Source organism: Streptomyces sp. CA-288835, assembly GCF_050936385.1.
Taxonomy (GTDB): Bacteria; Actinomycetota; Actinomycetes; order Streptomycetales; family Streptomycetaceae; genus Streptomyces.
In genome coordinates this window covers 6,363,927-6,378,466 of record NZ_JBNJMW010000001.1, presented here as the reverse complement: position 1 = coordinate 6,378,466, position 14,540 = coordinate 6,363,927, and the positions used below count along the sequence as shown (strand labels likewise).

At 69.3% G+C, this 14,540-nt stretch carries 12 protein-coding genes and 1 other RNA gene; 4 read left to right on the top strand and 9 right to left on the bottom strand.

Annotated features, from left to right (window positions below; all coding sequences use genetic code 11):
* Nucleotide 1: 1 nt before the first annotated feature.
* Genes yicI through ACQEVY_RS29100 form a run of 3 tightly spaced genes read left to right on the top strand, consistent with a single transcriptional unit; the run spans nucleotide 2 to nucleotide 3,567 of the window.
* Complete coding sequence (gene yicI / locus ACQEVY_RS29110) at nucleotides 2-2,269, top strand: alpha-xylosidase (protein ID WP_432952332.1); 2,268 nt, start codon at nucleotides 2-4, stop codon at nucleotides 2,267-2,269.
* Nucleotides 2,269-3,273, top strand: a complete 1,005-nt coding sequence (locus tag ACQEVY_RS29105; RefSeq protein WP_432955454.1) for a LacI family DNA-binding transcriptional regulator — start codon at nucleotides 2,269-2,271, stop codon at nucleotides 3,271-3,273. The genes yicI and ACQEVY_RS29105 overlap by 1 nt, the downstream gene beginning before the upstream one ends.
* A 60-nt stretch (nucleotides 3,274-3,333) precedes the next feature.
* On the top strand, nucleotides 3,334-3,567 hold the full coding sequence (locus ACQEVY_RS29100; RefSeq protein WP_432952331.1) for a FitA-like ribbon-helix-helix domain-containing protein: 234 nt from the start codon (nucleotides 3,334-3,336) through the stop codon (nucleotides 3,565-3,567).
* Between the two features lie 204 nt (nucleotides 3,568-3,771).
* On the opposite strand, the gene ssrA is transcribed toward ACQEVY_RS29100, so the two are convergent.
* The 5 genes from ssrA to ftsE all read right to left on the bottom strand — a co-directional run bounded on the left by ssrA (nucleotide 3,772) and on the right by ftsE (nucleotide 7,855).
* Nucleotides 3,772-4,160: a transfer-messenger RNA gene (gene ssrA / locus ACQEVY_RS29095) on the bottom strand.
* Nucleotides 4,161-4,293: 133 nt separating this feature from the next.
* Complete coding sequence (gene smpB / locus ACQEVY_RS29090) at nucleotides 4,294-4,827, bottom strand: SsrA-binding protein SmpB (protein WP_432952330.1); 534 nt, start codon at nucleotides 4,825-4,827, stop codon at nucleotides 4,294-4,296.
* A 103-nt stretch (nucleotides 4,828-4,930) separates the two neighbouring features.
* Nucleotides 4,931-6,142 (bottom strand): S41 family peptidase, encoded by a 1,212-nt coding sequence (locus ACQEVY_RS29085; protein ID WP_432952329.1) that lies wholly within the window; start codon nucleotides 6,140-6,142, stop codon nucleotides 4,931-4,933.
* Between the two features lie 67 nt (nucleotides 6,143-6,209).
* Complete coding sequence (gene ftsX, locus ACQEVY_RS29080; RefSeq protein WP_432952328.1) at nucleotides 6,210-7,127, bottom strand: permease-like cell division protein FtsX; 918 nt, start codon at nucleotides 7,125-7,127, stop codon at nucleotides 6,210-6,212.
* 38 nt (nucleotides 7,128-7,165) lie between these two features.
* Nucleotides 7,166-7,855 (bottom strand): cell division ATP-binding protein FtsE, encoded by a 690-nt coding sequence (gene ftsE, locus ACQEVY_RS29075; RefSeq protein ID WP_033328283.1) that lies wholly within the window; start codon nucleotides 7,853-7,855, stop codon nucleotides 7,166-7,168.
* A 258-nt stretch (nucleotides 7,856-8,113) separates the two neighbouring features.
* On the opposite strand from ftsE, the gene ACQEVY_RS29070 reads away from it, so the two are divergent.
* Complete coding sequence (locus ACQEVY_RS29070; protein ID WP_033328281.1) at nucleotides 8,114-8,305, top strand: hypothetical protein; 192 nt, start codon at nucleotides 8,114-8,116, stop codon at nucleotides 8,303-8,305.
* 174 nt (nucleotides 8,306-8,479) lie between these two features.
* Here ACQEVY_RS29070 and ACQEVY_RS29065 read toward each other — a convergent pair whose 3' ends face one another.
* The 4 genes from ACQEVY_RS29065 to ACQEVY_RS29050 all read right to left on the bottom strand — a co-directional run bounded on the left by ACQEVY_RS29065 (nucleotide 8,480) and on the right by ACQEVY_RS29050 (nucleotide 14,466).
* On the bottom strand, nucleotides 8,480-9,124 hold the full coding sequence (locus tag ACQEVY_RS29065) for a hypothetical protein (RefSeq protein ID WP_432952327.1): 645 nt from the start codon (nucleotides 9,122-9,124) through the stop codon (nucleotides 8,480-8,482).
* 303 nt (nucleotides 9,125-9,427) lie between these two features.
* Nucleotides 9,428-10,534 carry a peptide chain release factor 2 gene (gene prfB, locus ACQEVY_RS29060; protein WP_432952326.1) on the bottom strand — a complete coding sequence of 369 codons (1,107 nt, stop codon included), beginning with the start codon at nucleotides 10,532-10,534 and terminating at the stop codon, nucleotides 9,428-9,430.
* Nucleotides 10,535-11,288: 754 nt separating this feature from the next.
* Entirely contained in the window at nucleotides 11,289-12,521 is a 1,233-nt protein-coding gene (locus tag ACQEVY_RS29055; protein ID WP_432952325.1) for a serine/threonine-protein kinase, read from the bottom strand.
* A 235-nt stretch (nucleotides 12,522-12,756) separates the two neighbouring features.
* Nucleotides 12,757-14,466: a serine/threonine-protein kinase gene (locus ACQEVY_RS29050; protein ID WP_432952324.1), complete on the bottom strand. Its 1,710-nt coding sequence runs from the start codon at nucleotides 14,464-14,466 to the stop codon at nucleotides 12,757-12,759.
* Between the last annotated feature and the right edge of the window lie 74 nt (nucleotides 14,467-14,540).

Here is a 14,540-nt window from a genome sequence, read left to right as displayed (position 1 = left end):
GGTGAAGTTCAGCGACGGCTACTGGCTGCTGCGCGAGGGCGTGACCGCGGCCCATCCGGTCGAGGTCCTCGATGTCGCCGCCGAGCAGGGCACGTTGGAGATCCACGCGCCGACCCAGCCCATCCGCCACCGTGGCGACCTGCTGAAGGGACCGGTCGTGACGATCAGCGCGCATGCGCCGATGCCCGATGTCATCGGCGTGACGTTCACGCACTTCGAGGGCGAGGAGCCGCGCGGCCCCGAGTTCGAGGTGAACAAAGAGGAGGTTCCGGCGACGGCCTCGTACGACGACGAGTACGCGACCCTCACTTCGGGCGCCCTCTCCGTCAAGGTCTCCCGCGACGGCCCCTGGCACATCGACTTCCTCGCCGACGGCCGCACGCTCACCAGCAGCGGCCGCAAGGGCATGGGCATCATGCGGGACGCCGAGGGCGGCCACTATCTGCGGGAGCAGCTGAACCTCGGGGTGGGCACGCATGTCTTCGGGCTCGGCGAGCGCTTTGGGCCGCTGGTCAAGAACGGCCAGGTCGTCGACATGTGGAACGCCGACGGCGGCACGGCCACGGAACAGGCGTACAAGAACGTGCCGTTCTATCTGACGGACGCGGGCTACGGCGTCTTCGTCGACCATCCAGGCCGGGTGTCGTTCGAGGTCGGCTCTGAGGCGGTGTCACGGGTCCAATTCAGCTCCGAGACACAGCAGTTGACGTACTACGTCATCTACGGGCCGACGCCCAAGGACATCCTGCGCAAGTACACGGCCCTCACCGGCCGTCCGGCTCTCCCGCCCGCCTGGTCGTTCGGGCTGTGGCTGTCGACGTCGTTCACCACCTCCTACGACGAGGAGACGGTCACCTCCTTCATCGAGGGCATGGAGGAGCGCGAACTCCCCCTCTCCGTCTTCCACTTCGACTGCTTCTGGATGCGCGAGTTCAACTGGTGCGACTTCCAGTGGGATCCGCGGGTCTTCCCCGACCCGGAGGGGATGCTGAAGCGGCTCAAGGAACGCGGACTGCACATCAGCGTCTGGATCAATCCCTACATCGCGCAACGCTCCCCGCTGTTCGCGGAGGGACGGGCCCTCGGCCATCTGCTGAAGAAGCCGGACGGCAGCGTCTGGCAGTGGGACCTGTGGCAGCCGGGGATGGCACTGGTCGACTTCACGAGCCCGGCCGCCCGCGACTGGTACGCCTCGAAGCTGGAGGCACTGCTCGCACAGGGCGTCGACTGCTTCAAGACCGACTTCGGCGAACGGGTCCCGCTCGACGTGGCGTACGCGGACGGCGGCGACCCGGAGCGGATGCACAACTACTACACGTACCTCTACAACCGCACCGTCTTCGACGTGCTGCGCAAGCACCGTGGGGAGGGGGAAGCGGTGGTTTTCGCCCGGTCGGCGACGGCCGGCAGCCAGAAGTTCCCCGTCCACTGGGGCGGCGACTGTGAGGCGACGTACGAGTCGATGGCGGAGTCGCTGCGCGGCGGCCTCTCCCTCGGCCTGTCCGGCTTCGGCTACTGGAGCCACGACATCGGCGGCTTCGAAGGCACACCGACACCCGCGCTCTTCAAACGGTGGATCGCCTTCGGCCTCCTGTCCTCGCACAGCAGGCTGCACGGCTCATCGTCGTACCGCGTGCCGTGGCTGTTCGACGAGGAAGCCGTCGACGTACTGCGCCTGTTCACCCGGCTCAAGCTCCGCCTCATGCCGTATCTGTACGAGGCCGCCCGCGCCGCCCACGCGGAAGGGGTGCCGATGATGCGGGCGATGGTCCTGGAGTTCCCTGACGATCCCGGGTGCGCGCATCTGGAGCGTCAGTACATGCTCGGCCCCGATCTGCTGGTCGCGCCGGTGTTCTCCGACGAGGGAGACGTGTCGTACTACGTCCCCGAGGGCACCTGGACCCACTTCCTCAGCGGGCAGACGGTGACCGGGCCGCGCTGGGTGCGCGAGAAGCACGGATTCTCGAGCGTTCCGTTGCTGGTCAGGCCGGGTGCGGTGATTCCGGTCGGGGCCGTCGAGGACCGGCCGGACTATCCGTACGCGGATGGGGTGACCCTGCACGCGTACGGGCTGGAACGCGGCGCGCAGGTCACGGTGCCGGTGGACGGCGTGACCTTCACGGTCGTACGCGAGGGGGACACGCTGCGGGCCTCGTCGAGCGATCCTGCGGCGCCGTGGGGTCTGTCGGCCGGCGGCCGGACGGTGCGGGCGAAGGCCGGGACCGGATTTCTGTCGCTGGAACTGAACTCCCCGGAACAGGAAGGATGATGGTGAAGATCACCGACGTGGCGCGGCACGCGGGGGTCTCCCCCAGCACTGTCTCGTACGCGCTGAGCGGCAAGCGCCCGATCTCGGAGGAGACCCGGCGGCGGATCGAGGACAGCATCCGCGAACTGGGCTACCGGCCGCACGCGGGCGCACGGGCGCTGGCCAGCAGCCGGTCGAACGTGCTCGCGCTGGTGGTGCCGTTGCGGGCGGGCATCCATGTGCCGGTGGTGATGCAGTTCGCGGTGTCCGTGGTGACGACGGCGCGCCGGTACGACCACGATGTACTGCTGCTCACGCAGGAGGAGGGCGAGGACGGCCTGCGCCGGGTCGCCGACACAGCCCTCGTGGACGCACTCATCGTCATGGACGTCCAACTCCACGACCGCCGACTGCCGTTGCTCCGCGCCCTGGACCGCCCCTCGGTCCTGATCGGCTTCCCCGCCAAGCCCGACGGGCTCACCTGCATCGACCTGGACTTCCAGGCGGCGGGCGAGGTCTGCGTCGAGCACCTGGCGGGCCTCGGCCACCGCGTGATCGCCCTGGTGGGCTCCCCGCCCGAGGTGTACGTACGGGAGACGGGCTTCGCCCAGCGAGTAGTACGCGGCTTCACCACGGCAGCGGACCGGCACGGCCTGTCCTCCTCGGTACACCCCTGCGAGGCGGACCCCGCGGCGGCCCGCCAGGTCGCCGAGCAACTCCTGCGAGAACGCCCGGCGTTGACAGGAGTAGTAGTCCACAACGAGCCGGTCGTCGAACCCCTCATCGACGCCTTCGAGCAACTAGGCCTACGCGTCCCCAACGACCTCTCCGTCACAGCAATCTGCCCGGACGAGTTGGCCGCCCGCGTCCGCGTCCCCGTCACCTCGGTCGCCATACCGTCCGCCGAGGTGGGCACCGGAGCGGTGGAGTTGCTGATGAAGAAGCTGGGCGGCACGACCGCGCCGGAGGCAACACTGCTGCCGCCACGGCTGACGGTGCGGGAGAGCACGGGGCGGCGGCCCTGAAGAGAGGCCCACACCAGCGGATGCCAGCAGTTTGCCGGCATCCGCTGCCACACTGCCGGCATGCCATCGATCGTGATCCGGGATGTCCCCGACGACGTTCTGGCCACCCTGAAGAAACGAGCCGCCAAAGAGGGCAAGAGCCTCCAGGCATACATCCTCGAGCTCCTCACCCGCGAGGCGACCACCCCGACCAACACGGAACTGGCCGAACGCATGCGCCACACAGCCGGCCTCGACCTCACCGACACCGACGTGCCCGGTCTCATCGATGCAGAGCGCCAGCGCAGTCCTTGATCGTCAACGGCCACCCGGCGACGGTCAATCCGGCGCTGAAGAGCGACGACACTCATGTCCTCGCCCCGCGCGGTGACAGCCCGCGCCAGGTTCTGGAGGCCGAGGGGGCAGCCCGGAAACGACGAAGGCCCGGTGGTCGTCATGACCACCGGGCCTTCGTCTCACATGGGATGAGGCGGTCTGGGGGGCATGCCCCCCAGACGCTTGTGGAGATGGCGGGAATCGAACCCGCGTCCACCGGTGCAGAATCAGGGCTTCTCCGAGCGCAGTTCGCTGCGATTTTCTCAGCCCCGGAGATCACGCGAACAAGTCTCCGACGGGCTCAGTCACTGTTTGATTTCCCGTCGAACCCCGTGACCGGGCTCGACGGTTTAGTTCCCTAGATTATGCCAGGGTCCGGGTCGGGAACACCCCCGGGCTGACACCCATTAAGGGTCCTTCACTCACTGCTTATTAGGCAGCGAGGGCGAAGGACTGGGAATCGCTCTTGGAATTGGCGATTATTGGTTGCGACATATGGTTAACGAGATCATTGCCGCTTCCTCGGCTCGCTTCCCCTGGTTCGACAGCCGCTGTCGAAACCGATCATCCCCATGTTCATTTTTCAAGCCGGATCTTTCGACCCTCGCACCCTCGGTGAGGTGCAGATGCCATCGTACGTGACCAACGCGCGACGGTGCCACCGTATTCCCGACGGCCGGGCGCCACTCGCCCGCCACCCGTCTGCTACGCGCCCCGCTGCTTCCTCTTCGCCGCCGCGATCGCCCGGTCCGACTCCCGCCGGTCCTGCTTCTCCCGCAGCGTCTGCCGCTTGTCGTACTCCTTCTTGCCCCGGGCGAGCGCGATCTCGGCCTTGGCGCGACCGTCCTTGAAGTACAGGACGAGGGGCACGATCGTGTGCCCCGTCTCCTCGGACTTCGACGCCAGCTTGTCGATCTCCTCGCGGTGCAGGAGCAGCTTGCGCTTGCGGCGCGCGGAGTGGTTGGTCCAGCTGCCCTGGCTGTACTCGGGGATGTGGGCGTTGTGCAGCCACGCCTCGTTCCCGTCGATCTGGACGAAGCCGTCGACCAGCGAGGCGCGGCCCTGGCGCAGCGACTTCACCTCCGTGCCGGTGAGTACGAGCCCGGCCTCGTAGGTGTCGATGATCGCGTAGTCGTGCCGCGCCTTCTTGTTCTGCGCGACGATCTTGCGCTTGCCGTCCTTGGCGTTGCCGGAGGCTCCCCCGCCCTGCTTCGGCTGGGACTCTTTCGGTACGTACATGCCCTTGCTCATAGTGCTGCCATTTTCGCACTAGAGGGGGGTCCCGGGGAAAGCCGATTACCAAGGCCATGACCCGTCGGCCACGAAGGCCGTGCGCGGTCGGCTATGTGGGGTCGCCGAGCCCGCTCAGTACGGCCTCGGCCCGTTCCAGCACGCCTTCCTCGACCTCGAGGTCGGGGCTGATGCCGCTGCCGTCGACGGTGCGCCCGAAGGGAGTGCGGTAGTGCCCGACGGTCAGCTCGGCGACGGAACCGTCCGGGAGTCGGCTCGGCATCTGGACCGAGCCCTTGCCGAAGGTCCTGGAGCCCACGACGACCGCGCGTCCGCGATCTTGCAGGGCGCCGGTGAGGAGCTCTGCCGCGCTCATCGTGCCGCCGTCGACGAGCGCGACCAGGGGTCTGGTGGTGTCGCCGCCCGGCTCAGCGTGCAGGGCGCGCTGCTCGCCGCGTACGTCGTACGTCGCCACCAGGCCGCCGTCGAGGAAGGCGGAGGCGGCGGTGACGGCCTCGGCGACCAGGCCGCCGGAGTTGCCGCGCAGGTCGAGAACGATCCGAGCGCTGGTGGAAGACTCGGCGACAGCGGCTCGTACGAGTTCACCGGAGCCCTTGGTGAAGGCGGCGACCTTGATCACGGTGACGTCGCCGGCGAGTTCCCGTACCGTCACGGACTCCGTGGACAGCCTCGCCCGGCGCACCGTCTCGGTCCACGCGCGCGTGCCGCGTTCCAGACCCAGGGAGACGGCCGTACCGGCGGCGGCGTCGGTGGCGTCGCCCCGGAGTAAGGAGACGACCTCGGTCACCGGCCGGCCGTCGACGCGCTCGCCGTCGATGCTGCGCAGCCGGTCGCCCTTGCGGATCCCGGCGGCGTCCGCGGGCGAACCGTCCCGCACGCGGGCCACCGCGATACGTCCGTCACGCTCGCGCCGGGCGGCCAGGCCGACGCCGGTGTACGCGCCGTCGAGGGCCTCCTCGAACTCCTCGTACTCCCCCGGGGAGTACACCGCGCCCCAGCGGTCGCCGCTGCGGCTCACGGCGCGCTCGGCCGCCTCCACGGGCGACTTGCCGTCGGCCATGGCCTCGGCGGCGGCGTCGGCGACGTCCTCCTGGCGCCCCCCGGAGTCGGCGGACCCCGCAGAGTCGGCGGATCCGGCGGATCCGACCGTCGCTGTACGGGGCCTCTGGGCAGACGATTTCTGGTCGGAGGCGCCGAAGGAGCCGGTCGCGGCACCGGTGGCGAGGACACTCGCGAAGACCAACGTCAGGGCCGCCCCGCGGCGGATACGGCGGGGCGGACAGAACAGGTCGCGGCCGGACATGCCGGTGAGTCTAGGACAACGCAAGGGGCCGTACGCCTCGTTGGCAGTACGGCCCCATTGGCATGCGTCACACCTTCAGGTACTTGCGCAACGCGAAAAACGCGGCAAGCGCGGGCATCAGCAGACTCGTGGCGAGGATGAGCGGCAGCTTGGTGAGGACCGCGTCCCAGCCGATGAAGTTGATGAGGTTCAGCTTCTCGGACAGGGCCAGACCGTGGTCGATGATGAAGTATCTGGCGATCAGCAGGAAGGCACAGGCGACACCACCGCCGATGAGTCCGGCGACGGCGGCCTCCATGATGAACGGCGCCTGGATGTAGAAGCCGGAGGCGCCCACCAGACGCATGATGCCGGTCTCACGGCGGCGGCTGAACGCCGAGACGCGGACCGTGTTGACGATCAGCATCAGCGCGACGACGAGCATCATCGCCATCACCGCGCGGGCCGCCCAGTTCATGCCGTTGAGGAGTTCGAAGAGGTTGTCCAGGTAGCTCTTCTGGTCCTGCACGGACTGCACGCCGTCACGGCCGTCGAAGGCGGTGGCGATGACCTGGTACTTCTCCGGCTCCGTCAGCTTGACGCGGAACGACTCCTGCATCTGGTCCGGCGTGAGCGAGCTGGCCAGCGGGGAGTCGCCGAACTGCTCCTTGTAGTGCTTGTACGCCTGGTCCGCCGTCTCGTGCGCGACGGTGTCGACGACGGACATCTTCTCGAGGTCGCTCTCGATCTGCTTCTTCTGCTCGGTGGTGACCGCTCCCTTGGCGCAGTTGGGGTCGGACTCCGCGTCGCTCTTGTTGCAGAGGTAGATGGAGACGTTGACCTTGTCGTACCAGTAGCCCTTCATCGTGTTGACCTGATCGCTCATCAGGAGCGAGCCGCCGAACAGGGCGAGGGAGAGGGCCACGGAGACGATGACCGCGAAGGTCATCGTCAGATTGCGGCGGAGACCGACACCGATCTCGGACAGAACGAACTGGGCGCGCATGGCGTCTGCTTAAGCCTTTCCGTGAAGCCTGTCGGTCGTCAGTGCTGGTAGCCGTAGACGCCGCGTGCCTGGTCGCGGACGAGGCGGCCCTGCTCCAGCTCGATGACGCGCTTGCGCATCTGGTCCACGATGTTCTGGTCGTGGGTCGCCATCAGGACGGTGGTGCCCGTCCGGTTGATGCGGTCGAGCAGCTTCATGATGCCGACGGAGGTCTGCGGGTCGAGGTTTCCGGTCGGTTCGTCGGCGATGAGCAGCTTCGGCCGGTTGACGAAGGCGCGCGCGATGGCGACGCGCTGCTGCTCACCACCGGAGAGCTCGCCCGGCATCCGGTCCTCCTTGCCGCCGAGCCCGACGAGATCGAGCACCTGGGGCACTGATTTACGGATCTCGCCGCGGGACTTGCCGATGACCTCCTGCGCGAACGCGACGTTCTCGCCGACCGTCTTGTTCGGCAGCAGCCGGAAGTCCTGGAACACCGTCCCCAACTGGCGGCGCATGTGCGGCACTTTCCAGTTGGACAGGCGCGCGAGGTCCTTGCCCAGGACGTGGACCTGGCCGTGGCTGGTGCGCTCCTCACGGAGGATCAGGCGCAGGAAGGTGGACTTTCCGGAGCCGGAGGAGCCCACCAGGAACACGAACTCGCCGCGTTCGACCTCCAGGGAGACATCCCTGAGTGCGGGGCGGGTCTGCTTTGGGTAGACCTTGGAGACGTTGTCGAATCGGATCACGGATGCACCACGAGTCAGCGGGGGTAGGTGAGCGTGACCATACGCGAACCCGGCGGGCGGCTGCAGTCACCGGTCGGGGTTGCGCGAGGCTTGCACGTTTTGTCGTACATGGGAAGGGCTTGAAAGCGCCAGGACCGCGAAGGATAAGGGGACGCGAGCCTAAATCCGGGGAACCTGGCACAGTGGAGGGGAACGTTCTCGTTCCTGAGAGCGTTGAGTGCGTTGTCTACGTGGAACCGGTGCAAGGAGGGCGAGCGCATGACGTACGACCGGTTGGTGTGCGCGAACTGTGCCGCGCCCGTGAATGAAGGCCGCTGCCCTGTCTGTCGTGCCAACAGGGAGCGGCTGCAGCAGGAGAGCCCGTTCGCGGGCCTGAACCCCATGGCGCTCATCGCGCTGCTGGCCGTGCTGATCGCGGCCGTGGCCCTGCTGGCGCACCAGACCGCGTAGCGAGCGGCGAGGTATTTCGTACGGCACATATCAGCTCGTACGGCACATATGGCAAGCGGTATTACGCGTACGACGTGAAGGGCCCGGAGTCCTGGACTGGACTCCGGGCCCTTCTCGCGTTCGTACACCTGCCGTAGGCCGGGACGCCTACGGCAGGTCAGCCGCTGACAGGCGTCAGGCGGCGGCGCCGCGGCCGTTCATGATGCGCGGCAGCATGCGGAAGCCGATACCGCCGGCGATCATCGTGGCCGCACCGACCAGCAGGAAGGTGGTCTCGGCGGCGCCGGTCTCGGCGAGCTCGCCGCCACCGCCGGTGCCCTGAGGGTTGGCGTTCGCGCCCGTGCCGGTACCGCTGCCGGTGTCGGTCAGGCTCTCCTTGCCCTCGCCCTGCTCGACGGGCTGCGAGCCGCCGCCGTCGGGGTCGGTGTCGTTGCCGCCACCGCCGGCGCCGTCACCCGGGTCGGTCGGGTCCTCGGTGGGCTCGTCCGTCGGCTCATCCGTGGGCTCGTCGGTCGGCTCGTCCGTCGGGTCCTCGGTGGGCTCGTCCGTCGGCTCATCCGTGGGCTCGTCGGTCGGCTCGTCCGTCGGGATGTCCGTCGGAATGTCGGTGGGCGGGTCCGTCGGCTCCTCGGTCGGGTCCTTGACACCGAGGCCGACGTCAACGCCGTCCTCGTCGGCGCTCGCGCCGACGTTCAGACCGCCCACCTCGACGCCGACGTCGAGGGCCGAAGCGGCACCCGCGGCGGTCAGCGAAGCGCCGGCGGCGATCACCGCACCGGCGGCCACCCGCGCGACACGGATCCGCGTCTTCTTGGTCATCTGCCTGCTACCCCCAGATAGCTCATCGTCAATGGAGCAGCGCCTGGGGCGACGACATCAGGGACGCTCTCGAAGCCCCCCGGTTCACATGCGCCCCAGAGATTCGCATGCCGCGCGTCAGCCTTCCTGTTCTTCAAAGCATCGTCAAGGTCGTTGCGACCGTGATGTCCAGATCAAGGTCATATGACGGCCGAGACGCAATGTGAGTGTGACGTAAAACCCACCCATTGGGCTGCAGAAAGGGCAACTGCCGTCCATGAGGAGGCAGTTGCCCTGTCGACAAAGCTATGTCCGCGAAGTCGCTTACTTGGACTGCTGCTTGCGCCAGCGAATTCCGGCCTCCAGGAAGCCATCGATCTCGCCATTGAATACGGCCTCGGGGTTGCCCACTTCGTACTCCGTGCGCAGATCCTTGACCATTTGGTACGGGTGCAGGACGTACGAACGCATCTGGTTTCCCCAGGAGTTGCCGCCGTCGCCCTTGAGGGCGTCCATCTTGGCCTGCTCCTCCTGCCGGCGCCGCTCCAGCAGCTTCGCCTGCAGTACGTTCATGGCGGTCGCCTTGTTCTGGATCTGCGAGCGCTCGTTCTGGCAGGAGACGACGATTCCGGTGGGGAGGTGGGTCAACCGCACCGCGGAGTCAGTGGTGTTGACGCCCTGACCGCCGGGCCCTGACGAGCGGTACACATCCACCCGCAGCTCGGACTCGTCGATCTCGATGTGGTCGGTCTTCTCGACGACGGGCAGCACTTCCACGCCCGCGAACGAGGTCTGGCGGCGCCCCTGGTTGTCGAACGGCGAGATCCTGACGAGCCGGTGTGTGCCCTGCTCCACCGACAACGTCCCGTAGGCGTACGGCACCTGGACGGCGAAGGTGGTCGACTTGATGCCGGCCTCTTCCGCGTACGAGGTTTCGTAGACCTCGGTCTTGTAGCCCTGCTGTTCGGCCCAGCGCAGGTACATGCGCTGGAGCTTCTCGGCGAAGTCCGCGGCGTCGACGCCGCCGGCTTCCGCGCGGATGTTGACGAGTGCCTCGCGGGAGTCGTACTCCCCCGACAGCAGCGTCCGGACCTCCATCTCGTCCAACGCCTTCTTGACGGCCGTGAGCTCCGTCTCGGCCTCGGCACGGGTGTCCGGGTCGTCCTCCTCCTCGGCCATCTCGAAAAGCACGCCCAGATCGTCGATCCGGCCGCGCAGGGCTTCCGCCTTGCGGACCTCCGCCTGGAGGTGGCTCAGCTTGCTGGTGATCTTCTGCGCCGCTTCCGGGTCGTCCCACAGGGACGGCGCTGCCGCCTGCTCCTCGAGCACGGCGATATCTGCCCTCAGCGTGTCGAGGTCCAGGACGGCCTCGATCGACTCCATGGTCGCGGAGAGGGACTTGAGCTCTTCGGATACATCGACAACTGCCACGCTCCCCAGCGTACTGGCTCCGCCGAGCGGGGAGGTCGGTGCGCGGCTCCCGAAACCGGGGGCTGCGCCCCCGGGCCCCCTGGCGGGGTGGTTTGTCGGCTGCGGGCCGTCGTGGGTTGCTCGCGCAGTTCCCCGCGCCGCTGGGTGAGTGGGGGCTTGCGCCGTCGTGCGACCCGCGCCCCGTGCGGGCTGGCCAGAGGGCTGCGCCCCCGGCCCCTGGCACGGTCGTATCTCGGCTGCGGGCCGCCGTGCGTTGCTCGCGCCGTTCCCCGCGCCCCTAGGTGGGTGGGGGCTTGCTCCGTCGTACGGCCCAAGCCTCGTGCGACCCGGCCAGGGGCTGCGCCCCCGGGCCCCCCGGCTCGGTCGTGTGTCGGCTGCGGGCCGTCCTGGGTTGCTCGCGCAGTTCCCCGCGCCCCTAGGTGGGTGGGGGCTTGCGCCGTCGTACGGCCCGCGGCCCGTACGGCCCGGCCAGGGGGCTGCGCCCCCGGACCCCCGGCTCGGTCGTGTGTCGGCTGCGGGCCGTCCTGGGTTGCTCGCGCAGTTCCCCGCGCCCCTAGGTGGGTGGGGGCTTGGGCCGTCGTGCGGCCTGCGCCGCCCGGTCCCGCGGCCCGCGCCTCGTTCCGCCCGAGCCCCTCAAGGAGGCCGCAGGCCTCTTTAGGGGCGCGGGGAACTGCGCGATCAGCCACAACGGTCCGCAGCCGCCAATGCACCCCCGACACCCTGCCCAGTGGGCATACCGCCGCGGGGGCGGAGGTTACGGCGTCGCCGGAGCCGAGGCGCCCGGGCCCTGGGGCTTGGCGTCGGCGTTGTCGCCCGTTGTGGCTAGCCATGTGCCGATGCCGACCGCGGCGGCGAGCGCGGCGGCCACCGCGCTGAGCGTGAGGCGGCGGCGTCGGGCCGTGGCTCGGTTGCGGGCGGAGCCGGGGCGGGGGGCGCCGGCGGCGCGGGGTGCGCGGGCGGTGCCGCGGGCGCCGCCCGCCAGTTCGTCCGGCCCGGGCACCCGCATGCTCGTATGCGTGTCCCGGTTCGAGTCGGGCGCCGCCCGCCCCGGCACCAGGGGCACCGCACCCCGCCGTACCTGCTCGACGTCCCGCGGAGCCTCCGGCTCCGCCGGCGCCGCGTCGGATTCCGGCTCCGGCTCGTCCACATCCAGCGGCGGCATCCCCGCCAGTTCCGGCAACTGTTCCCGCAGCCGCGCCGCCAGCTCGGACGCCCGCAACCGCGACGCCGGCGCCTTCGCCAGACACTGCACGAGCAGCTGCCACAGATCGTCGGGAATCCCGGGAAGCGGAACCACCGTCTCGGTGACATGCCGCCGCAGCACCGCCCCCGGGTGACCGCCACCGAACGGCGTGAACCCCGCCAGCAGCTCGTACAGCACGGTCGCCAGCGCGTAGATGTCTACGGCCGCCCGAGGAGGCAGCCCCTCGATGATCTCGGGCGCCAGATAGTCCGGCGTACCGATGATCTTCGTCGCCCGGGTCCGCCGCGGCGAGTCGATGAGCTTGGCCACCCCGAAGTCCGTCAGCAACGCCGGATGCGAGCCGCCGGGACCGAGCGGACCCTGCATGTCCAGCAGTACGTTCTCCGGCTTGACGTCCCGGTGGACGACACCCGCCGCGTGCGCGGCAGCGAGCCCGTCCGCGACATCCGCGACGATCGCGACCGCGGCCTCGGGAGCCATCCGCCGCTCGCGGTCGAGCCGGGTCCGCAGATCCGTGCCCCGTACGAGATCCATGACCAGCGCGAGGTCGTTGCCGTCGACCACCAGGTCACGTACGGAGACGACATGCGGATGATCGAGCCCGAGCAGCGCCGTCCGCTCCTGCACGAAGCGGCCCACCAGCTCCTGGTCGGAGGCGAGGTCCTCACGCAACAGCTTGATGGCGACGGGCCCCTCCGGCCCCTCGCCCAGCCACACCGTGCCGGCGCTGCCCCGCCCCAGAATCTGGTGCGCGGTGTACCGGCTGCCGATCTTCCGTGCCAAGACTGCTCCTACGGACGCGTGTTGTCGCTAAAGCTACGCGCACGGGGGCCCAACCTTCACTCCGGAGACAGAAATCACCCGCCAGGTGTCGACAAATCCCCAGAACCGCACCGCGGTTCCGGGGATTCGGGGAGCAGGAAAGGGGCCTATTCAGTCCTGAACATCACTGAATAGGACTGAACAGGCCCGAAGGGGTCTCAAATGATCTCAACGAACCTGAGACAACAAGAGGGGCCTACTGGCCGGAACCAGTACCCGAGTCCGAAGCCGAGCCGAAGTCCCCCACCCAGTCCGACGCCGTCTGGAACCAGTCCGTGAGCTGCTCCCAGTAGCCCTTGGTCGTCCCGATCCACTCCTGGAGCGGGCTCAGTTCCCAGACCAGCCACCCGGCGACGACCAGGATGATGATCGTGAACAGGCACCCCTTGAGGCACCCGAGCCCGGGAATCTTCATCGGGTTGGCGCTGCGCTGGCGCGGCGGGCGCGGCTCACGCTGCGGCCGGGGCTCGCGAGGCGGCCTCGATGCGGGCTGCTGGGGCGGCGGCGGCGCGGGAGCGTAGCGCTGCGGCTGCTGCTGGGGCTGCCGCTGAGGTGCGTACTGCTGCGGCTGGCCCTGGGGCGGGTAACCCTGCTGAGGTCGCTGCTGGGGCCGCTGTCGCGGCTGCTGCTGCGGGCGGGCGACCTGTCGCTGGGGACGGCGCCGCAGCGGGTCCTGGCCGGGGTCGAGATACGACTGGACCTGTGTCTGCTCGTTGCGGTCGCGGGCCGCGCGCAGCTGGTTCTGCCAGGGGTGCGGGTCCTCCGGGCCGCCGCCGGACGGCGGCTGGTTCGGAGGCATCGGCGGCATCACCGAGGTGGGGTCGGGGCCGCCACCGCGCGGCAGTACGGAGGTGGGGTCGGCGTCTCCGGAGCCGGGGCCGGGGCCGGTGTGCGGCAGGACGCTGGTCGCGCCGTTCGGGTCGTACGAGCCGGCGCCGTGCGGCAGCACCTGGGTGGGGTCGGCGGCGCCGGGCATGCCCGGGACGGTGGCGGGCGCCGGGTCCGGGGCGAGCAGCGCGGCGACGCCCTCGGCGGCGGCGATCTGCGCGGAGTTCGCGTGCACGCCGATGCCCTCGGCGACCGTGCGCAGGCCGCGGGCGAGGTTCTCGGCGCTGGGCCGTTCGTCCGGGTTCTTGCGCAGGCAGCGCTCGATGACCGTCCACAGGGGGTCGGGGATCGTGGAGGGGCGGCGCGGTTCGGCGTTCAGGTGCTGGTGGAGCACCTCGAGGGACGAGCCGCCGGCGAACGGCGGGCGGCCGGTGACCAGCTCGTACAGCATGATTCCGGCGCCGTAGACGTCGACCGCGGACGTCTGCGGGCGGCCCTCGGCGGACTCGGGGGCGACGTACGCGGGTGTGCCGACGAACTCGTGGGTGCGGGTCAGGCCTGGAGAGTCGGCGAGCCGGGCGATGCCGAAGTCGGTCAGCAGCGGATGCATCTGGCCGCCGTCCTGCCGGAGCAGGACGTTCGCGGGCTTCAGGTCGCGGTGGACTACGCCGTCCGCGTGGCTGGAGGCGAGCGCGTCGGCGACCTGGGCGGTGAGGAGGGCGGCGGCGACGGGGCTGAAGGGGCCGTTCTCGCGCAGGTAGCGGTGCAGGTCGGGGCCTTCGACCAGGTCCATGACGAGGGCGAGGAGGTCGCCTTCGACGACGAGGTCGCGTACCCGGACGATGTTCGGGTGGGTGAGGCGGAGCAGGACAGAGCGCTCCCGCAGGAACCGCATCACGACATCCGCGTCGTTGGCGAGCTCCTCCTTGAGGACCTTGATCGCCACGGTCTCGCCGGGCTGGCCCGGAACGGCCGCCTCGGCTCCCGCGGTCTCCCTCTGGCGGGCTCGCCAGACGGTGCCTGTGGCGCCGCGCCCAAGCGGCTCCTCAAGGAGGTACTTGCTCCCTACCGGCCGCACGTCATGCGCTCCCTGCTGCTTGCTTGGCTGGTCCATCACCCTTGCTAAGGGTGTTCCGACCCACTGTAGTGCCG

What these genes read in the sequence shown, in the direction of transcription:
- smpB (WP_432952330.1), bottom strand. Translation starts at nt 4,827, where the DNA reads ATGTACGTACCGAAAGAGTCCCAGCCGAAGCAGGGCGGGGGAGCCTCC.
- ftsX (WP_432952328.1), bottom strand. Translation starts at nt 7,127, where the DNA reads ATGCGCGCCCAGTTCGTTCTGTCCGAGATCGGTGTCGGTCTCCGCCGC.
- ACQEVY_RS29100 (WP_432952331.1), top strand. Translation starts at nt 3,334, where the DNA reads ATGCCATCGATCGTGATCCGGGATGTCCCCGACGACGTTCTGGCCACC.
- ACQEVY_RS29105 (WP_432955454.1), top strand. Translation starts at nt 2,269, where the DNA reads ATGGTGAAGATCACCGACGTGGCGCGGCACGCGGGGGTCTCCCCCAGC.
- ACQEVY_RS29065 (WP_432952327.1), bottom strand. Translation starts at nt 9,124, where the DNA reads ATGACCAAGAAGACGCGGATCCGTGTCGCGCGGGTGGCCGCCGGTGCG.
- ACQEVY_RS29070 (WP_033328281.1), top strand. Translation starts at nt 8,114, where the DNA reads ATGACGTACGACCGGTTGGTGTGCGCGAACTGTGCCGCGCCCGTGAAT.
- ACQEVY_RS29085 (WP_432952329.1), bottom strand. Translation starts at nt 6,142, where the DNA reads ATGTCCGGCCGCGACCTGTTCTGTCCGCCCCGCCGTATCCGCCGCGGG.